Origin of the sequence: Flavobacterium sp. J372 (genome assembly GCF_024699965.1) — a bacterium.
GTDB lineage: Bacteria > Bacteroidota > Bacteroidia > Flavobacteriales > Flavobacteriaceae > Flavobacterium.
In genome coordinates, this window is sequence record NZ_JAJOMZ010000004.1 from 840,008 (window position 1) to 859,312 (window position 19,305).

Genomic DNA, 19,305 nt, shown 5'->3' on the forward strand with positions numbered 1-19,305 from the left:
ATGCAAACAGATTTTAAACATTACCAGTCGGCCCACTGCGAAAATGGTGTAGCCTCAAACCTTTTGAAACACAATGGCTTAAATATAAGCGAGCCAATGGTTTTTGGGTTAGGTTCAGGGCTGTTTTTTGTATTCCTGCCATTTATAAAAGTAAACCATGCACCGGCATTCAGTTACAGGCCATTACCGGGCTGGATATTCAACCGCCTTTCCAAAAGGCTGGGCATAAAAATAAAACGAACAAAATTTTCAAGCCCTGCCGCTGCTGAAAAGGCGCTGCTGGAAAATCTTGAAAACAATATACCTTCAGGCCTTCAGGTTGGGGTATATAACCTTACCTATTTCCCTGACGAATACCGTTTTCACTTCAATGCGCACAACCTTGTGGTGTATGGCAAAGAAGGTGATAACTACCTTATAAGCGACCCTGTAATGGAACGCACCACAACCCTTACAGGCACCGAGCTTGAAAAAGTCCGTTTTGCCAAGGGCGCATTTGCACCTAAAGGGCAAATATACTATCCGATACATATACCGAAAGATATTGACTTCAATAAAGCGATAAGCAAAGCTATAAAAGCCACCTGCCGTGATATGCTTGCTCCATTTCCGCTGGTTGGTGTGGGAGGCATGAGGTATGTTGCTAAAAAAATCAGGAAGTGGCCTGTAAAGTTGGGGCCGAGAAAAGCCAACCATTACCTTGCGCAAATGGTACGCATGCAGGAAGAGATTGGTACAGGCGGCGGCGGTTTCCGCTTTATTTATGCGGCGTTTCTTCAGGAAGCATCAGTAATAATGGATAATCCGGAGTTAAAAAAGCTTTCGCTTGAAATGACCGAAATAGGCGATGCATGGCGAGATTTTGCTGTTGAGGCATCCCGTGTATATAAAAACCGCAGCTCAAAACAAGATGTGTATAACCATCTTGCATCCACCCTTGAGGCTATAGCCGACAGGGAAGAGCAATTTTTCAAAAAACTTAGAAAAGCAGTATAATTGGTGCAGCAAACAGTTATCAACATACAATCCCTTTCAAAGAAGTACATCGGAGCCGATTTTTATTCTGTCAATGATATTTCTATGCAGGTGAACCGCGGCGAGATACTTGGTTTGCTGGGTCCCAATGGCGCCGGTAAGACCACGCTGATATCTATGCTGTGCGGGTTGCTGAAGCCTACCTCAGGTACATTTACTATTGAAGGCTACGATTACAATCATAATTCATGTGCCATTCGCCAGACAATAGGTGTTGTGCCTCAGGAATATGCCTTATACCCGACTCTCACAGCTACTGAAAACCTTTTGTACTTCGGCAGTATGTACGGGCTGAAAGGTAAAAACCTTCGCAAAAAAGTAGCCGAAGCATTGGAACATCTCGGGCTGGAAAAATTTTCAAATAAAAAAATTGAAACCTTTTCAGGGGGTATGAAACGCCGCGTGAACCTCCTTGCAGGATTATTGCATAACCCAACTGTGCTGTTTCTTGATGAGCCAACAGTGGGAGTTGATGTGCATTCGCGCAATGTCATCATAGAATATCTTAAGCAGGTAAATACCAACGGAACAACCATTATCTATACCTCACACCACATGGCAGAAGCCGAAGATTTTTGTACGCGCATAGCAATAATAGATACCGGCAAAATACTTGCGGAAGGTTCGGCAAGCGAGCTGATAGCTTCAGCTGAAAATGCCGAAGACCTTGAAGATGTATTCCTTTCACTAACCGGTAAAGCCTTGAGAGACCATGCATAAGCTGCTGATGTCAATATACAAAGAGGCGCTGCTGCTGAAGCGTGACCCGGGCGGACTGGTAATCCTGTTCCTGATGCCGCTGGTGCTTATTATTACCATAACGCTCATTCAGGACAGTACTTTTAAAACGGCTACCGAGACTAAAATTCCAATACTGCTTGTGGATAATGACAAAGGCGAAGTTTCAAAACTTATTGATGATAACCTTGCCAAAAGCAATTCATTCAAAGTAATCAACCATATTAAGGGAAAGCCGCTTGACGAAGCTGCTGCGAAAGAAAAGGTTTTTAATGGGGACTACCAGCTGGCAATAATAATACCAGAAGGATTAAGCAAAGGCCTTACCGAACAGGTGGATGCCAACGTTCAAAAAATAATGGAAAGCTTCGGGGCTATTGACAGCAGTGCTGCAAAAGTTTCTTCACCGAAACTGGAACCTAAAGAAGTGCGCCTCTATTTTGACCCGGCATCGCAGTCGGCGTTCAAAAATGCGGTAAAGAGTACCATTGATAAGATGATATCTCAAATAGAGACTAAATCTGTGTACACGGCTTTTAGTGAGCAGCTGGGCGAAGAAAGTACCGCAGCTTTTGAACAGCAAAGTTATATCAGCTTTAAAGAAATTGTACCTATGTTTGACAATAAAGAAATGGTGCCAAACTCTACCCAGCACAATGTACCGGCATGGTCACTGTTTGCTATTTTCTTTATCGTAATTCCGCTCAGCGTTAATATTGTAAAAGAAAAAAACCAGGGTACGGGCGTTAGGCTGCGCACTAACCCCGTGCCGTATGCTATAGTATTGGCCGGTAAGACACTTACATTCCTCATGATCTGTATGATACAGTTTTGCCTTATGGCGGCTGTTGGTATATACCTTTTTCCTCATATCGGGCTTCCAACGCTTGAGATGAACGGAAATTTCGGGCTTATGTGCGTAGTAGCATTATTTGCGGGCTTTGCAGCGGTAGGATTTGGGATAGTATTAGGAACTTTGGCCAAAACACAAGAGCAGGCAGCGCCGTTTGGGTCAACATCGGTAGTGATACTCGCGGCAATTGGCGGAGTGTGGGTTCCGGTTTTTGCCATGCCGCGATTCATGCAATATATTGCCAAAGCATCGCCAATGAACTGGGGGCTTGATGCGTTTTATGATGTATTGCTGCGTAACAGTTCGCTCTTGGAAATTGCGCCAAAACTGGCATTATTGTTTGGGTTTTACCTGATAACAATAGCTATATCAATTATATACGATGAAAAGAAAAGAGCTGTATAATGAAGCCAATAGCCTCACGCATAGCGAAAGCGTAAGGGTGCGTTTCAACGAAACGGATCCGTTGGGCATTGTGTGGCACGGCTACTACATAACTTATTTTGAAGATGGCCGTGAAGCTTTTGGGCGGGAGCATGGCTTATCATATCTTGATATCCATGCACAGGGCTATACAACGCCAATTGTAAAATCTATCTGCGAGCATAAATTGCCGTTAAAGTATGGTGATGTTTTCAGGATTGAGACAACACTGGTAGATACCCCTGCCGCTAAGTTGATATACAGGTTCAGGATTTATGATTCTCTTAACAATCTTGCCTGTACTGGAGAAACGATTCAGGTATTTGTTACGACTGACGGTGTAATGTCACTGAATATTCCTCCGTTTTATGAAGAATGGAAACGTAAAGTGGGCTGGATAAAATAACAATGGCAAAAAACGTTTACATAGCGCAGACAAACTGCATCACTCCGCTGGGGTTTGATGTTGATACCAATATTGCCGCAATATCTTCAGGCAAAACAGGCATCAGCCATGTAAATGACGATAAGCTGATGCCACAGTCGTTTTATGGCGCTGTGATAGATGACAAAGCGCTTGATAAAGCTTTCGTAAAGATAAGCAGCGGCCAAAACTACACCCGCCTTGAAAAAATGATGCTGCTGGCATTATATCCTGTCTTTAAATCTTCAGGGATTTTGCCTGACGAGAAAACAGCATTGCTGGTTTCAACAACAAAAGGTAACGTAACATCACTTAATGACGATACAGGAGACAAACCCCGGCTTGATAATCTTGCCAAAACCATAGCAGACTTTTTCGGATTTGTTACAGAGCCTATAGTAGTTTCTAACGCCTGCGTATCAGGAATTATGGCGGTATCGGTAGCTAAGAGATTGCTGCAGGCGGGCATGTATGACCACACTTTTGTAGTTGGCGGTGATGAGGTATCAGAATTTATACTTTCAGGCTTTAATTCTTTCCAGGCAATGAGCGATGAACCCTGCAAACCGTATTCGGCAAACCGAACAGGCGTTAACCTGGGCGAAGCGGCTGCGGCTGCATTAGTCACGATTAACGAAAAAAACGCGATAGCAAAAATCACAGGCGACGGTTCGGTAAATGATGCTAACCATATCTCTGGCCCGTCACGTACTGGCGAAGGCCTTGTACGCAGCATACAGAGCGCGCTGAGCGAAGCAAATATAACAAGCAATAAAATAGACTATATATCGGCGCACGGCACAGCAACGCCCTTTAATGACGAAATGGAAGCTATCGCCTTCAATAGGCTGGATCTTCAGGATGTACCCGTAAATAGTTTCAAAGGGTATTATGGGCATACACTGGGTGCTTCGGGATTGCTGGAAATGGTTATCGGGCTGGAATCGATGCGCAGAGGCGAACTATACACTTCTGCCGGTTATGATGCGCCGGGGGTGAGTCAGCCAATAAATGTAATTACAGAAAATCAGAAAAAAGATATCGCTGTTTTCCTGAAAACGGCATCAGGCTTTGGCGGCTGCAATACAGCTGTTTTATTTGAAAAGACAGGCAATGGCAGAAGATAAATATATTTCAGGTTATTGCCTGATTGAAAATAACCGCGTAGCGCTAAACAGCCAAACCGTTTTTGAAGCGCCGGGCCTGCCATTTGTTGATTTTGCGAAACAAGCTTACCAACATGCAGAGACCGGCTATGCCAAGTTCTTCAAAATGGATAACCTAAGCAAACTGGCATTCCTTGCGGCGGATATGCTGCTGAAAAAAGAAGTAAAAGAAGGTGAAGAGAATAACATTGCATTGCTGTTTGCCAATAAATCATCTAGCCTTGATACCGATGTAAAACACCAGGAGTCGATTACCGACCGGGAAAATTACTTTCCCAGTCCGGCAGTATTTGTATACACCCTGCCAAATATATGTATGGGAGAAATAAGCATACGGCATAAGCTATATACTGAAAATTCTTTCTTTATATTTGCCCAATTCAACGCCGGGTTTTTCGCCAACTATACTGATATCCTGATGGATACCGGCAAGGCAGAAAAGGTGTTATGTGGTTGGGTAGAATATTATAAAGACAATTATAAAGCGTTTATGTATCTTGTTTCAGATAGTGGAACGATAGCACATACGCAGCAAAACATTCAAAAATTATATACAGGACAATAATGGAAGCGTTAAAACAAGAACTGAAAGAAAAAATCATAAAGACCCTGAACCTTGAAGACCTTACGCCGGAAGATGTAAATGACAACGATCCGCTTTTTGGTGAAGGTATGGGGCTTGACTCAATAGATGCATTGGAACTTATAGTAATGCTTGACAAAGATTATGGCATTAAGCTTAGTGACCCGAAGGAGGGGAAAGCCATCTTCCAGAGCATTGAGACAATGGCGAAATACATAACAGAGCACCGCACAAAATAATATGGGTAAGGGCGTTGCCATAACCGGTATGGGAATCATTTCTGCAATAGGCGATACTGTTGCGGCCAACTATGATGCGCTCATCAACAACCGGCCGGGCATTTCTGATATTGAGAATATTGCCACCATTCATAAAAACGTGATCAAGGTTGGCGAAATCAAGAAAACCAACGCCGAGCTGGAAGCCATACTGGGCCTTGCGCCGAAAAATAACTGGTCACGCACCGCGATGATTGGCGCAATTGCAGCACAGCAGGCGCTTGACAATGCTGGTATCACTAATATGAACGCCCACAACACGGGGCTTATATCGGCTACCAGTGTAGGTGGTATGGATATGACCGAGCGGTTTTTTTATGATTACTATGAAAGTGACGAAAACTGGCGATATATCGATGCCCAGGATGGGGGCGACTCAACTCACAAAATAGCCGGATATATTGGTGTTAAAGGGCTTGTGACAACCATAAGCACTGCATGTTCATCGGCAGCTAACGCGATAATGCTGGGTGCAAGGCTTATAAAGGCCGGAAAGCTTGACAGGGTGGTAGTTGGCGGTACCGATGCATTGGCAAAATTCACCATCAATGGTTTCAAGACACTGATGATATTGAGCGATACTTACAATACGCCGTTCGATAATAACAGAAAAGGACTTAATCTGGGTGAAGCAGCGGCATTTTTAGTGCTGGAAAGCGATGAAATGGTAGCGAAGTATAATAAGAAAGTATTAGCCTATGTTTCAGGCTACGGCAATGCAAATGATGCGTACCATCAAACAGCTTCCTCAGAAAATGGCGATGGTGCAACCCTTGCGATGGAAAAGGCATTTAAAGTATCCGGATTAAAGCGGGCCGACATAGACTATATCAATGCGCACGGCACTGCAACGCCAAATAATGACCTAAGCGAAGGCCGTGCCCTTTTAAGAATATTCGGTGAAAAAATGCCTGACTTCAGCTCTACAAAGCCATTTACAGGCCACACGCTGGCAGCAGCGGCAGGTGTAGAAGCCGTATATAGTGTGCTAGCTTTACAGAACAACATTGTGTTTGCCAACCTGAACTTCAAAACGCCAATGGCAGAATTTAACCTGATTCCGCAAACGGAAATCAGGCACAAAGAGATAAATCATGTTTTGTCAAATTCGTTCGGTTTTGGCGGAAATTGTTCAACCCTGTTATTCTCAAAAAGCTGATGAGAAAGTGCTATATAAACGGCATGGGGTGCATATCTGCCCAAAATACATTTGATACGGTTTTCCTTGAAGGCGCTGAACATAATTCGGAACTGAACATATTGCCTGTAGTTGAACCGGACTATAAAGAATTTATTCCGCCGGCTATGAGCAGACGGATGGCTAAGGTGGTAAAGAACGGCGTTGCGACATCATCACGTGCGTTGCAGGAAGCAGGTGTAGAGATGCCGGATGCTATTATAACAGGTACGGGTTTTGGCTGCAGTACCGACTCTGAGAAATTCCTAAAGGCGATACTTGACAATAACGAAGAATTCCTTACGCCAACATCATTCATACAATCTACCCACAACACCGTTGGCGCACAAATAGCGCTGGGGCTGCAATGCAAGGCCTATAATTTTACATATGTAAACGGCGCAGTTTCATTTGAATCATCACTAATAGATGCCCAGTTACAGATAGAGGAGCAGGAAGCAGACAATATTTTGGTTGGCGGCATAGAAGAGCTGGCTGAAAACACCGCTAAATTTCTGGAGCTTTCCGGCCGGATAAAAACGAGAGGAGAGGGGCCGTATCAGGTACTTGAGCCTGAAAGCAAAGGAGCCGTATATTCTGAGGGGTCAGCGTTTTTTGTATTGTCGGCTGACAGACAGGAGTCGACCTATGCAGAACTTAAAGATATCGTGATATACAATACGTTAACTGAAGAAGAAGTAGCGGAAACAGCACAAACGTTTTTATCAAAAAACGGGCTCACAATTGCTGATGTTGACGCAATAGTTTTGGGTTACAATGGCGATGTTATGTTTGATGGGTATTATAAATCCCTGGCAAACAATTTATTTAACAATACGCAGCAACTTTACTATAAGCATTTAAGCGGGGAGTTCAACACGGCATCGGCCTTTGGGCTATGGGTGGCAGCAAAAGTGCTGAAAGAGCAGCGTATTCCGGATATAATCAAAGTGAATGAGGTACAATCAAATTCGTTTAAGACAATACTGCTTTACAACCAATACCGCGGGCTTGACCATAGTTTTACATTGCTGACTATATGATTACCCACAAGGCAAATATCATAGCGAATATTGCTGCTGCAATCCTTATTGGTGCAGCGGCTTTTTTTTATGGCATTAGCTGGTGGTACCTGTTGTTCCCTTTTGGCATATGGTTGATTACTGCAGTTATAGGTTCGGGACTGGTGCAGACAGGCTATCACGTAAGAACTTTTTGCTCGAATAAGGATGTTACCGAAAAACTTATCGCCATAACGTTTGATGACGGCCCCACCCCGGAGACTCCCAAAGTGTTGGAATTGCTAAAGAAATATGATGTAAAAGCAACATTTTTCTGTATTGGTAGGCAGATAGAGAAATACCCGGATATCTTACAACAAGTGATTGATGAAGGCCATACAGTAGGGAATCATACTTACAGCCATTCGCCGAAAATGAGTTTGTGGAACACTGAAGCTGTTTCGAAAGAACTGACTAAAACAGATGAAATTATATACAATATTGTTGGCGTAAGGACAAAATTGTATCGCCCGCCGTATGGGGTTACATTCCCTCAGCTGGCAAGATCTATAAAGGTAACCAAACATAAAGTTATAGGCTGGAATATCAGGTCATTAGACGCTGTGATAGATGATGAGCAACACATACTTAAACGCATTACCTCTCGTCTTAAACCCGGCAGTATTATCCTTTTACATGATACTTCGCAAAAAAGCGTAAATGTTTTGGAACAATTATTGGTAATATTGCAGCGTGAAAATTACAAGCCGGTCACTGTTGACAAGCTTTTAAACATCAAAGCTTATGAAGATTAAGATTTTTGCTTTTTTGCTTTTGGTAATCGGACTTACGGCTATGGCTCAGGATAAAATGAGCGCTGCTGAAGTAACTGCCTTTAAAGACGCGGTTAATGCCACTGCTAAAAATACCAAGAGCTTAACCACAGACTTTGTACAATACAAGCATATGGACTTTTTAGCGAAAGACATAGAAACATCAGGCAAAATGAGCTTTAAGGCGCCGGGCAAGCTGCTGTGGCAATACACAAAGCCCTACCAGTACAGTATAGTATTTAAAGACAATAAAATTTCAATAAATGATGCCGGCAAAAAAAGCCAGATGGATGCCGGCGGGAGCAAGATGTTCGGGAAGCTGACCAAGCTTATCGTGGGCAGCGTAAACGGAAATATGTTTGATGAAAAGGAGTTCAACATATCCTACTTCAAAAATAAAGACCACAATATTACCAGGCTTATTCCTAAAGATGCCGCTTTGAAAAAATACATCAACCAGATGGAATTGTATTTTGATAAAAAAGGCAGTATGGTAAGCGAGGTTAAGATGATTGAACCAAGCGGCGACTATACCCGCATAGTATTTAAAAACAAGACAGCTAATGCGCCGGTACCTGATTCTGTTTTTGCTAATTAGCAGTACGGTAATCTTTTCTTCCTGCGCGGTAAAGACTGTAGCGGGATATTCACCTATAGCACAAATTGATAAAAAGGAAGTCCGTACGGATTATTTTACTGATATAAAGGCCGACTATGTATACAAAGCGGCTATAGAGGTGTATGGTAATAATCTGGGCGGTATTGTAATTATAAAAAAAACCGGCGCAGATTCTCACCGGGTGGCTTTTACAACGGAATTTGGCAATAAGCTGTTCGACTTTACCTTTACCGGAAATGAGTTTACGGTAAATTATATTCTGGAGGACCTTGACAGAGGCATAATCAAAAACACTTTGCGCGATGATTTCAGGTTATTGCTGAAAAATAGCTACAGTATTGAAAGTATGTATGAAAATCCTGAGACAATCGTTTATAAGTCAAATGATGGCAAACGATTCAATTATCTCTTTACCGATAGAAATTCAGGACGCCTCAAAAAACTGGTAAATGCCACTAAAACCAAAGAAAAAGTTGAAATAAGTTATGACGATATTACAAATACTTTGGCAAAAAGCATTATCATTGCCCACAAAAACATTAAGTTAAGAATTGCACTTAACTATATTAATGAATAAAATTTACCAATAAAAACATGAAAAAGATTACTTTACTGTTGCTTTGCTTCATTGCATTTTCTGCTGCTGCGCAGGTTACTTTTAAGCCCGGGATAAGGGCCGGTGTTAACTTTTCAAGAATTACTCAAAGTGAGTTTGATACACGTACCGATTTTTATGTTGGCGCACTTGGAGCCATTAAATTTACCCGTTTCTACACAATGCAGCCGGAACTTACTTATTCCCGTCAGGGCGGTAAGGGAGAAGGCAGGACTTATGAACCTATATCTAATACATTTACAACATTTGAAGGTGATGTTGATGTTCAGTATTTCTCTCTGGGCCTTATGAATAAATTTACATTTAATGATGCGATTAATGTTCATGTAGGCCCGTTTCTTGATTTCGAAACAGGAGGCAATACCCGCACAAATTCTGACGTTGATATGGGCATAATGGCCGGTGTGGGTTATACATTACCTTTCGGCTTAACTATTGAGGCCCGTGTTAAGAAAGGGATTGTTGATGTTCTTGAAACAGATGATTTTGATAGCTTGTATTATTACACTGACGATTATAATACCAACTTTTTGTTTCAGTTGGGGCTATCTTATACTTTTGACAAAATCACCGGAACTACAAACTAATTATGTCGTTACTTAACAATTTTTACAAAGTGCAGGAGCTTACAGCAGGTGAAAACGGTAACCATATTGCTATGGTGATGCTTAATGCCCAGCACGATATCTTTAAAGGGCATTTCCCCGGCAATCCCGTAACTCCCGGAGTTTGTATGATGCAGATCATTAAAGAGCTTACGCAGCAGATTACTGGTGAGAAGCTAATGATGAAACAGGCCACTAATGTGAAGTTTATGGCGCTGATAAATCCTGAAAAGACTCCGGAATTAAAAATTGAGCTGGATGTGAAAGATATGGGTGACACGGTTTCGGTAAAGAATACAACATGCTTTGGCGATACCGTTGCGTTGAAATTAAGCTGTAACTTCAGTAAAAACTAAATGAAAGCAATACTGTTCATCGTTTCATTTATTTTTGGCGCTGCCGTGGCAGACATTGCACAGGTGCGCCAGAAATACATTGCGGCTACTGAGTCGGCTACCGCGTCAGATGAGCTGTATACAATGCTGGAAGGTGTACCGGATACAAGCAAAGAGACAACCATGGTGGCTTACAAGGCAGCGGCAATCATGCTGCAGGCCAGATATGCAAAAGGTATTGTAACTAAAAAAAGCTTTTTGAAAAAGGTGCCAAACTGCTTGAAGCCGTTATTACGAGAGATGAAACAAATTACGAAGCCAGGCTTATAAGGCTTAGTATACAGGAAGGTGCACCCAAGATTACGGGTTATAAGAAGAACATTGCTGAAGATAAGGCCTTCCTCATCAAAAACTATGATAGCCAGCCTACAGCCCTCAAAAAGTTTACAAAAGACTTTGTGGCAGGCTCTGCATCTTTTACCAAAGAAGAAAAAGCGGGGTTTTAATTTACAAGGAAGTTAACGTACTTGCCTGAAAAAAATTAAAAAGTATCTTTGCAGACCTTAACAAACGGCTGTAACTTAATGGACACTGCGCCACAGTATTATACAAAAATAAAAGACCTAAACTGCTGCGTTATTATACCCACGTATAATAATGATAAAACCCTGCAGCGTGTGGTAAGCGGCGTGCTTGGGTATACAGCTAACGCTATTGTGGTAAATGACGGCGCAACTGATGCTACCTCTCAAATACTGGCGCAATACCCGCAGATTACAGTTATAAACCACGAAACAAATAAAGGTAAAGGCATCGCCCTGCAAACCGGTTTTAAAACCGCTCTTGCTATGGGCTATGATTATGCCATAACTATCGATAGTGACGGGCAGCACTATCCAGATGACATCCCTGTTTTTATAGAAATGCTGGAGGCTGAAGGCCCGGCATTACTTATAGGCAGCAGGAATATGGCACATGAGTCGGTACCGAAGAAAAGCAGCACCGGTAACCGGATTTCGAATTACTGGGTATGGGTTGAGACGGGCATTAAGCTTACTGATACGCAATCGGGTTACAGGCTGTATCCGTTAAAGTTTCTGCCAAAAAAATTCTATACCAATAAGTTTGAGTTCGAAATCGAGATAATTACCCGTACCGCATGGAATGGTGTACCGGTAAAAAATGTGCCTGTAAAAGTGTTGTATGACCCTGATGAACGGGTATCGCACTTCCGCCCATTTCAGGATTTTACCCGAATCAGCATTCTCCATACCATTCTTACCACTATCGCTATCCTGTACATAAAACCCCGCGATTTTATACGGGGCTTTAAAAAAAAAGGCCTTAAGCGATTCTTTTTAGAGAATGTATTGGAAAGTGGCGACAGCAACCACAAAAAAGCATTTTCTATAGCGCTTGGGGTGTTTATCGGGATTGTTCCTCTTTGGGGATTACAAACGGTTACCGTACTTTTCCTGGCTTATGTATTACGGCTCAACAAGCTTATTGCGTTCGCATTTTCAAACGTGAGCCTGCCCCCCGCAATTCCGTTTATCGTGTTGGCATCACTATATATTGGCGGCCTTGTAGTTAATAACACACACCCAATTACCGACTTTTCGGTTGAAAGCATAAAGCAGAATTTTGTGCAGTATGTAGTAGGCAGTGTAATATTGGCAACAATATCGGCAACTGTTGCAGGTGTTACAGGCTATGCGCTGCTATCGGCATTCAACAAACCAAAACAACACGGCAATGCATAAGTTTTTTATTGCCATACACCTCTTTGTTGCGAAGAACAGGCTTATTGCTATTGGCATGGCACTGGCTTTCCTTGCGCTGTTCGGGTTTTTTGCCATGCAGATACGTTTTGAGGAAGACATTACACGCCTGATACCTAAAAATGAGCGTACAGACGAGGCCGCGAAAGTACTGCGCCAGCTAAATTTTTCTGATAAGATTACGGTTATTATCAACCGTGACATGAGCGACGGTAAGTTGGAAGACCTTTCACAGACAGCAACAATATTTCTTGACAGCCTGCAGTCGTGCAATGATTACATTAAAGGTGTGCAGGGCAAAGTAGATGACGAAAACATACAGGAGACTTTCGGGTTTGTGTATGATAATCTGCCGCTATTCCTTAATGAAAAAGATTATGAGAAGCTTTCAATAAAGCTAAATCGCGACAGTATTGCGGCTATTGTACAGGCCAATTACCGGAGTATTATCTCGCCGTCAGGACTTGTTACTAAAGACTTTGTATTGAAAGACCCGCTGGGCATGTCACTTATCGGCTTGAAGAAACTGCGCCAATTGGGTATGGGTGACGACTTCCTTTTGCAGGATGGTTTTGTAATGACCAAAGACAGCTCTAAGGTATTATTGTTCATCAACCCTAAATTTGCCGGAAACGAAACCAAGGAAAACACCGCTTTTGTTGACAGGCTCAACAGCATTAAAGATAACCTGAACACGGCATCAAAGGGCAGAACCACCATAGAATACTTTGGGTCTATACCCATTGCTGTGGCCAATGCCAAACAGATAAAAAGCGACATACAGACTACTACCATAGTTGCGCTCGGGCTGCTGATGCTCATCTTCATCATTTATTACCGCAGGCTCTATATACCGCTGATAATACTCATTCCAACGATTTTCGGGGCGCTGTTTGCTGTGGCATTGCTGTATTTTTTACGCGGCACCATTTCGGCCATATCATTAAGTATCGGGTCTATTTTGCTCGGGGTTACTATAGACTATGCCTTGCATATCCTTACGCATTACAAGCATAACAGCGATATAAGGGTGCTGTATAAAGACATTACCATGCCGCTTATCATGAGCAGCAGTACAACCGCCGTAGCTTTCCTTTGCCTGTTGTTTGTAAACTCTGATGCGCTGAAAGACCTGGGCATATTTGCGGCGGTAAGCGTAATGGTAACATCAGTGTTTTCGCTGCTTATCATTCCGCACCTGTACAAACCGTCGGCATCTGCGGCTGAGGCAGATCATAATACGGCACTCGACAAGCTGGCAGGCTTTTCTTTCCACAAAAACAGGCCGCTTATCATCCTTAGCATCTTCGTCATCACAGCCAGTTTCTTTACATTTAATAAAGTTGTTTTTAATAACGATATCTCACAGCTGAATTATGTGCCTGACGATATAAAGCATGCGGAAAAGAGCCTTGAGGCATCAACCAGCCTTACCTCAAAATCGCTATACCTCGCCACTTACGGTAATACGCCTGATGAGGTTTTGCAGAAAAATTCGGCGCTTGCACAATCGCTTGAAAAAGATAAAGCCGGCAAAAAACTATTAAGCTATAGCACTGTCGGGAACATTGTGTTATCAGAAAAAGAACAGCAGGAAAGAATAGCCCGGTGGAATGCTTTCTGGCAAGGGCGAAAAGAAAATACGGTACAGCTATTTGCGGAAGAAGGCACGAAACTGGGTTTCAAACCTGATGCCTACCAGCCATTTTTTACTCATCTTCAAAAAAATTTTATGCCTGTTTCACTTCAGGATTACCTGAATGTGAAAACACTCTATCTAAACGAATTTATTTCGCAGAAAGATGGTTTTTACACTGCAACATCTGTAGTGAAAGTTGCACCGGAGCAGCGTGATGCGCTCGTAAATGAATTACAGAAAAAACAGGGACTTGTGGTTATAGACCGCCAGCAGATGAACGAAACTTTCCTGGGTGGTTTGAGAGATGATTTTAATACGCTCATCAACTATTCGTTTGTAGCGCTGCTGCTTATACTGTACATCTTCTTCAGGCGTGTTGAGCTGGTTATGATAGCCAGCATCCCGATAATTATAACAGGTATTGTCACCACCGGTATCATGGGCATGTTCGGCATAGAGCTCAACATCTTCAGTACTATTGTGTGCACGTTGGTGTTTGGTCACGGGGTCGACTTCAGCATTTTCATGACCAGTGCCCTTCAAAAGGAATACACTTACGGCAGGAATGAGATGGCTACCTACCGGACATCAATATTGCTTGCCGTACTTACTACAGTTCTCGGAATAGGCGCTCTCGTGTTTGCCGGCCACCCTGCCCTTAAGTCCATATCATCGGTATCGCTTATCGGAGTGTTTGCAGCGCTTGTCATCACATTTATCTTTTACCCGATACTGTTCCGCTTTTTCCTTACGCACAGGGTGAAAAAAGGTAAGTCGCCTTACCAGTTCCGCACGCTGGTGCATTCCATATTTTCGTTCATTTACTATGGTTTGGGCGGATTCCTGCTGTCTATATTCAGCCTGGTGTTCATCAACCTTATCCCGGCTAAAAAGCATTGGAAGATGAAGGTGTTCCGCTACCTGATGTCGAAATTCATGAAGTCGGTACTGTACACCAACCCGTTTACAAGCAAGCGCATCATAAACCCGCACAATGAAACATTTGATAAGCCTGCTGTTATCATTGCCAATCACACTTCCTTCCTTGATATTCTTGCCGTGGGTATGCTTAGTCCCAAAATCATTTACCTGGTGAGCGACTGGGTGTATAATTCGCCTGTGTTTGGTATTGGCGTAAAACTGGCCGGCTTCTATCCTGTATCGCAGGGGCTTGAGGGCGGGGTAGAGCATCTTCGCAAAAAAGTAAAGCAAGGCTACTCGCTGGTAATTTTCCCGGAAGGAACACGCTCAACAACCAACCAGATACACCGTTTCCACAAAGGGGCTTTCTATCTTGCGGAAGAGTTTGGGCTTGACATTGTGCCGATAATTATCCATGGAAATTCTGAAGTGCTGCCAAAAGGCGATTTTATCATTGAAGACGGTAGCATTGATGTACACATCCTCCCAAGAATTACGGCTGATGATAAATCGCTTGGGGAAAACTATGCCGCCCGTACCCGAAATCTAACCAAATGGTTCAGGGAGCAGTTTGCCGCAATACGTAAAGCAGGTGAGGGGCCGGATTATTTCAGGCGGATAATCATGAACAGCTTTGTTTACAAAGAACCTGAAATTGTAAAGGCTGTAAAGCAGAATTTTTATAAAAGCAAAAACATCTTCAACAAGCTGAACGGCTATATCGGCTCAAAAGCAACTATATTACATTTTGCGGCTGATTATGGAGAACTTGATGTACTGCTGGCATTGCAGGAACCACAGCGAAAAATCGTCAGCTATATAGCCGATGAAGACAAACGCGATGTAGCCCGAACCAGTTATATCAAAAGAAAACGCGATATTGCATATACAAACATGCCCGCGCCGGAAGGTAGCTTTGACATTGTTTTAATTACTGATGCAGCAGCCAATGTACCTGCAACTGTTATTGAAAATACAGAGCGCATAGTAATTGCCGGTGAAGCAATGGCAAAAAACATGATATTTGAAGAATTTATGGCGGAATATGAAGAGGAAGGCTTCAGGATATTGAAAAGAGCATGACAGAGAAAAAGAAATATGATGTTGTAATCATTGGCAGCGGCCTTGGCGGTCTGGTGTCGTCAATCATACTTGCCAAAGAAGGTTACAAGGTGTGCGTGCTGGAGAAGAACAACCAGTTTGGCGGCAACCTGCAGACCTTCGTGCGTGACAAAACTATTTTTGACACGGGCATACACTATATAGGCGGGCTTGCCGAGGGCCAGAACCTTAACAGCTACTTTAAGTACATCGGGATCATGGACGACCTTAACCTCAAAAAGATGGATGAGGATGCCTATGACATCATTTCATTTGATGATGACCCGGTAGCGTATCCGCATGCGCAGGGGTATGAGAACTTCGTCAGGCAGCTGGTAAAATACTTCCCCGAAGAAGAAGAAAACCTGAAGGCGTATTGTGATATGCTGATAAAGACCTGCAACTCTTTCCCCCTGTATAACCTTGATAACATGGGCGACGGCTATGACAGCTCGCTGCTTTCAATCAACGCGAAAGAATATATTGATAGCATCACGCAGAATGAAAAATTGCGTGCTGTGCTGGCAGGCTCTAATTTCCTGTATGCGGGGATAGAAGATAAGTCGCCGCTGTATGTACATGCGCTATCTGTCAACTCATACATGCAAAGCTCCTGGCGCTGTGTAAACGGCGGCAGCCAGATAACCAAACAGCTTATAAAACAGCTGAAAAAACATGGCGGCGAAACCTATAAATACAAAGAAGTGACGGGCTTCGGGTTTGATGGCGAGACACTTGTTTCGGCTAAAACAAAAGACGGCGATGAGTTCTTTGCCGATATGTTTATATCAAACATAGAGCTGAAGACTACCCTGAAGATGATTGGCTCAGATAAATTCCGCAAGGCATTTTACAACCGTGTACAGGATTTGGAAGTAGTGGGTTCGGCATTCAGCCTGTACCTTGTGTTTAAGCCCGGCACCTTCCCGTATATGAACCACAATTACTATCATTTTAAAGATAGCAGCCGCGTATGGAAAACCATGGAATGCACTAAGGAAAGTTGGCCTGAAGGGTATATGGTAAGCATGAACGTAGCAGGCAAGCAGGGTGAATGGGCCGAGAGCATGACGCTCATCACCTTTATGGATTTTGAAGAGGTAAGGCAATGGGCGCATACCAAAAACACTACTGCCGAAAAAGAAGACAGGGGGAGGCTTACGAAAAATTTAAGGCTGAAAAGACCGAGCAGTTCCTTAAAGAGGTGGAGAAGAAATTTCCCGGCATACGCGACTGCATAAAATCGGTACACACGTCAACGCCATTGTCATACCGTGATTACATCGGGGGGCATAACGGCAACCTTTACGGCTACGTGAAAGACAGCAATAACCCTATGAAAACCTTCATCCCCACAAAGGCTAAAGTACCGAATTTGTACTTTACGGGGCAGAGCATCAACATGCACGGCGTATTGGGCGTAACCATTGGAGCGGTGGTAACCTGTGCTGATATTTTGGGAAAAGAATACCTGGTGAACAAGATAAATGCCGAACTGAACCGGAATGCTTAAACGGATTTACATACTGCTGCTGGTTTTTACTGCAATGCAGCTGGCCTCATGCGGCACATATAAATCTATCCATCACAAGCCGGTTACTGAAGGTTATAATGCCACTGTGCCTGTTGTGGAGAAGGTAAACGACAGTACTTTTATTTCAGGAAGGAATTCCCTCACGAAAAATGAACAAGGCCAGTGGGAACTTTATATTGAGGGTGACCCATTGCAGCGAGGGCTGGTGAACGGCGCACTTACGCAAAGCCTCATGCAAAAACAGGAACATGCTTTCCTTGGAAAGGTGCAGGAGCTGGTGCCGTCAAAATTTAAGCAGTCGCTGCTACGGCAGTTTTTAAAGTGGTACAATCGTAAGCTGTACCTGCATGTACCCGAAGAATACAAGACTGAGATTTATGGACTCTCACAGTATATGCCGGACGACTTTGATAATGTTGCCCCGCCCTATCTTCGCGCCCTGTATCTGCATGCCGCACATGATATTGGCCATGCCCTTAACGACCTTGCCCTTGTAGGATGCACATCATTCGCGGCATGGGGAAACAAAACCGAAGATGGTTCATTACTGCTGGCGCGCAACCTTGACTTCTATGCCGGTGATGAATTTGCCGAAGATAAAGTCATTGCTTTTGTAAAGCCCGATAAGGGCTATCCGTACATGTCAGTTGTATGGGGTGGTTTCATCGGCAATCTATCAGGGATGAATTATGAAGGCCTAACCGTAACCATTAATGCCGGGAAAAGCGATGTACCGCTGATTGCAAAAACGCCTATATCATTGCTCAGCCGGGAGATACTGCAATACGCAAAGAATATTGACGAAGCCATTGCCATTGCAAAAAAACGTGAAGTATTTGTATCAGAAAGCATCATGGTGGGCAGCGCAAATGATAAAAGGGCGGTACTGATTGAGGTATCGCCTGAAAAGTTCGGGGTGTATGATGTAGTGAATTCAACGCAACTTATATGCAGCAACCATTTTCAGAGCGACACCTACAAAGACGACAAAAACAATACGGAAACCATTCGCGACAGCCATTCGGAATATCGTTATGAAAGAATGGAAGAACTGTTGGAGGAGAACAATAAAGTTGGCCCTGAAGAAGCGGCTGAAATAATGCGCAACCGTGAGGGTCTTAGCGACCTGGTTATAGGATACGGAAACGAAAAGGCCATTAACCAGCTGCTGGCACACCATACTGTAATCTTTAAACCGGAGCAAAAACAAGTATGGGTTTCGTCAAATCCATACAACCTTGGCGAATTTACAGGATATGATCTGGACGAAATATTTTCTTCCCGAAGGCAAAAACCGGCTGTAAAGTCGTTGCAGGAGCCGTTGATGCTGCTTCCTGAAGATGAATTTAAATATTCAGAAGAATTCAAAAATTACGAGGAATTCAGAAAGCTTGACAGGGTAATTGATAAGGCAGTTGCAAATGATGAAAAGCTTCCTTCCGGGTTTATCGAAACCTATCAGAGTCTGAACCCAGAGCATTGGAAAGTGTACTACAGCGCGGGTTTGTACTTTTACAAAAAAGGCTATCTGGCTGCCGCACGTCAGCAATTCTCGACAGCCTTAATCAAAGAAATCACTACCTTGCCGGCCCGTGAAAACATTGAAGGATACCTGAGAAAACTTAACAGGAAAACAGAATAGC

Annotated in this window: 18 protein-coding genes and 1 pseudogene; all 19 read left to right on the forward strand. The window is 43.3% G+C overall.

The annotated features are described in order from the left end of the window. The gene (locus LRS05_RS04110; RefSeq protein WP_257867159.1) at nucleotides 1-996 is read left to right on the forward strand and encodes a BtrH N-terminal domain-containing protein; all 996 of its coding nucleotides are present in this window, start codon (nucleotides 1-3) and stop codon (nucleotides 994-996) included. A 3-nt stretch (nucleotides 997-999) separates the two neighbouring features. Further along, the gene (locus tag LRS05_RS04115; RefSeq protein ID WP_257867160.1) at nucleotides 1,000-1,755 is read left to right on the forward strand and encodes an ABC transporter ATP-binding protein; all 756 of its coding nucleotides are present in this window, start codon (nucleotides 1,000-1,002) and stop codon (nucleotides 1,753-1,755) included. A 7-nt stretch (nucleotides 1,756-1,762) separates the two neighbouring features. Beyond that, nucleotides 1,763-3,031 carry an ABC transporter permease gene (locus tag LRS05_RS04120; RefSeq protein WP_257867161.1) on the forward strand — a complete coding sequence of 423 codons (1,269 nt, stop codon included), beginning with the start codon at nucleotides 1,763-1,765 and terminating at the stop codon, nucleotides 3,029-3,031. Continuing rightward, complete coding sequence (locus LRS05_RS04125; RefSeq protein WP_257867162.1) at nucleotides 3,009-3,455, forward strand: thioesterase family protein; 447 nt, start codon at nucleotides 3,009-3,011, stop codon at nucleotides 3,453-3,455. The genes LRS05_RS04120 and LRS05_RS04125 overlap by 23 nt, the downstream gene beginning before the upstream one ends. Before the next feature lie 2 nt (nucleotides 3,456-3,457). Then, nucleotides 3,458-4,600, forward strand: a complete 1,143-nt coding sequence (locus LRS05_RS04130) for a beta-ketoacyl synthase N-terminal-like domain-containing protein (protein WP_257867163.1) — start codon at nucleotides 3,458-3,460, stop codon at nucleotides 4,598-4,600. Beyond that, nucleotides 4,587-5,204: a 3-oxoacyl-ACP synthase gene (locus LRS05_RS04135; RefSeq protein ID WP_257867164.1), complete on the forward strand. Its 618-nt coding sequence runs from the start codon at nucleotides 4,587-4,589 to the stop codon at nucleotides 5,202-5,204. Before LRS05_RS04130 ends, LRS05_RS04135 begins: the two co-directional genes overlap by 14 nt. Then, nucleotides 5,204-5,461 (forward strand): phosphopantetheine-binding protein, encoded by a 258-nt coding sequence (locus tag LRS05_RS04140; RefSeq protein ID WP_257867165.1) that lies wholly within the window; start codon nucleotides 5,204-5,206, stop codon nucleotides 5,459-5,461. Before LRS05_RS04135 ends, LRS05_RS04140 begins: the two co-directional genes overlap by 1 nt. Nucleotide 5,462: 1 nt before the next feature. After that, on the forward strand, nucleotides 5,463-6,659 hold the full coding sequence (locus LRS05_RS04145) for a beta-ketoacyl synthase (protein WP_257867166.1): 1,197 nt from the start codon (nucleotides 5,463-5,465) through the stop codon (nucleotides 6,657-6,659). Continuing rightward, nucleotides 6,659-7,720 carry a beta-ketoacyl synthase N-terminal-like domain-containing protein gene (locus LRS05_RS04150; RefSeq protein ID WP_257867167.1) on the forward strand — a complete coding sequence of 354 codons (1,062 nt, stop codon included), beginning with the start codon at nucleotides 6,659-6,661 and terminating at the stop codon, nucleotides 7,718-7,720. Before LRS05_RS04145 ends, LRS05_RS04150 begins: the two co-directional genes overlap by 1 nt. After that, on the forward strand, nucleotides 7,717-8,493 hold the full coding sequence (locus LRS05_RS04155) for a polysaccharide deacetylase family protein (RefSeq protein ID WP_257867168.1): 777 nt from the start codon (nucleotides 7,717-7,719) through the stop codon (nucleotides 8,491-8,493). The genes LRS05_RS04150 and LRS05_RS04155 overlap by 4 nt, the downstream gene beginning before the upstream one ends. Beyond that, nucleotides 8,483-9,109 carry an outer membrane lipoprotein carrier protein LolA gene (locus LRS05_RS04160; protein WP_257867169.1) on the forward strand — a complete coding sequence of 209 codons (627 nt, stop codon included), beginning with the start codon at nucleotides 8,483-8,485 and terminating at the stop codon, nucleotides 9,107-9,109. The genes LRS05_RS04155 and LRS05_RS04160 overlap by 11 nt, the downstream gene beginning before the upstream one ends. Next, entirely contained in the window at nucleotides 9,075-9,707 is a 633-nt protein-coding gene (locus tag LRS05_RS04165; RefSeq protein ID WP_257867170.1) for a hypothetical protein, read from the forward strand. The genes LRS05_RS04160 and LRS05_RS04165 overlap by 35 nt, the downstream gene beginning before the upstream one ends. A gap of 17 nt (nucleotides 9,708-9,724) precedes the next feature. Next, the gene (locus LRS05_RS04170) at nucleotides 9,725-10,333 is read left to right on the forward strand and encodes a porin family protein (protein ID WP_257867171.1); all 609 of its coding nucleotides are present in this window, start codon (nucleotides 9,725-9,727) and stop codon (nucleotides 10,331-10,333) included. 2 nt (nucleotides 10,334-10,335) lie between these two features. Then, entirely contained in the window at nucleotides 10,336-10,707 is a 372-nt protein-coding gene (locus LRS05_RS04175) for a 3-hydroxyacyl-ACP dehydratase (RefSeq protein WP_257867172.1), read from the forward strand. Further along, the gene (locus tag LRS05_RS04180) at nucleotides 10,708-11,016 is read left to right on the forward strand and encodes a hypothetical protein (RefSeq protein WP_257867173.1); all 309 of its coding nucleotides are present in this window, start codon (nucleotides 10,708-10,710) and stop codon (nucleotides 11,014-11,016) included. A gap of 254 nt (nucleotides 11,017-11,270) precedes the next feature. Then, the gene (locus LRS05_RS04185) at nucleotides 11,271-12,449 is read left to right on the forward strand and encodes a DUF2062 domain-containing protein (RefSeq protein WP_257869229.1); all 1,179 of its coding nucleotides are present in this window, start codon (nucleotides 11,271-11,273) and stop codon (nucleotides 12,447-12,449) included. Continuing rightward, nucleotides 12,442-16,110 carry a 1-acyl-sn-glycerol-3-phosphate acyltransferase gene (locus LRS05_RS04190; protein WP_257867174.1) on the forward strand — a complete coding sequence of 1,223 codons (3,669 nt, stop codon included), beginning with the start codon at nucleotides 12,442-12,444 and terminating at the stop codon, nucleotides 16,108-16,110. Before LRS05_RS04185 ends, LRS05_RS04190 begins: the two co-directional genes overlap by 8 nt. Continuing rightward, nucleotides 16,107-17,641, forward strand: a pseudogene (locus LRS05_RS04195) (phytoene desaturase family protein). Before LRS05_RS04190 ends, LRS05_RS04195 begins: the two are co-directional and overlap by 4 nt. After that, nucleotides 17,634-19,304 (forward strand): C45 family peptidase, encoded by a 1,671-nt coding sequence (locus LRS05_RS04200; RefSeq protein ID WP_257867175.1) that lies wholly within the window; start codon nucleotides 17,634-17,636, stop codon nucleotides 19,302-19,304. Before LRS05_RS04195 ends, LRS05_RS04200 begins: the two are co-directional and overlap by 8 nt. Nucleotide 19,305 lies beyond the last annotated feature (1 nt).

Excerpts from the sequence above, each read along its gene's own strand:
- LRS05_RS04145 (WP_257867166.1), top strand. The coding sequence starts at position 5,463 with ATGGGTAAGGGCGTTGCCATAACCGGTATGGGAATCATTTCTGCAATA.
- LRS05_RS04160 (WP_257867169.1), top strand. The coding sequence starts at position 8,483 with ATGAAGATTAAGATTTTTGCTTTTTTGCTTTTGGTAATCGGACTTACG.
- LRS05_RS04200 (WP_257867175.1), top strand. The coding sequence starts at position 17,634 with ATGCTTAAACGGATTTACATACTGCTGCTGGTTTTTACTGCAATGCAG.
- LRS05_RS04175 (WP_257867172.1), top strand. The coding sequence starts at position 10,336 with ATGTCGTTACTTAACAATTTTTACAAAGTGCAGGAGCTTACAGCAGGT.
- LRS05_RS04150 (WP_257867167.1), top strand. The coding sequence starts at position 6,659 with ATGAGAAAGTGCTATATAAACGGCATGGGGTGCATATCTGCCCAAAAT.
- LRS05_RS04170 (WP_257867171.1), top strand. The coding sequence starts at position 9,725 with ATGAAAAAGATTACTTTACTGTTGCTTTGCTTCATTGCATTTTCTGCT.
- LRS05_RS04185 (WP_257869229.1), top strand. The coding sequence starts at position 11,271 with ATGGACACTGCGCCACAGTATTATACAAAAATAAAAGACCTAAACTGC.
- LRS05_RS04125 (WP_257867162.1), top strand. The coding sequence starts at position 3,009 with ATGAAAAGAAAAGAGCTGTATAATGAAGCCAATAGCCTCACGCATAGC.
- LRS05_RS04110 (WP_257867159.1), top strand. The coding sequence starts at position 1 with ATGCAAACAGATTTTAAACATTACCAGTCGGCCCACTGCGAAAATGGT.
- LRS05_RS04140 (WP_257867165.1), top strand. The coding sequence starts at position 5,204 with ATGGAAGCGTTAAAACAAGAACTGAAAGAAAAAATCATAAAGACCCTG.
- LRS05_RS04155 (WP_257867168.1), top strand. The coding sequence starts at position 7,717 with ATGATTACCCACAAGGCAAATATCATAGCGAATATTGCTGCTGCAATC.
- LRS05_RS04190 (WP_257867174.1), top strand. The coding sequence starts at position 12,442 with ATGCATAAGTTTTTTATTGCCATACACCTCTTTGTTGCGAAGAACAGG.
- LRS05_RS04120 (WP_257867161.1), top strand. The coding sequence starts at position 1,763 with ATGTCAATATACAAAGAGGCGCTGCTGCTGAAGCGTGACCCGGGCGGA.
- LRS05_RS04180 (WP_257867173.1), top strand. The coding sequence starts at position 10,708 with ATGAAAGCAATACTGTTCATCGTTTCATTTATTTTTGGCGCTGCCGTG.
- LRS05_RS04165 (WP_257867170.1), top strand. The coding sequence starts at position 9,075 with ATGCGCCGGTACCTGATTCTGTTTTTGCTAATTAGCAGTACGGTAATC.
- LRS05_RS04135 (WP_257867164.1), top strand. The coding sequence starts at position 4,587 with ATGGCAGAAGATAAATATATTTCAGGTTATTGCCTGATTGAAAATAAC.
- LRS05_RS04130 (WP_257867163.1), top strand. The coding sequence starts at position 3,458 with ATGGCAAAAAACGTTTACATAGCGCAGACAAACTGCATCACTCCGCTG.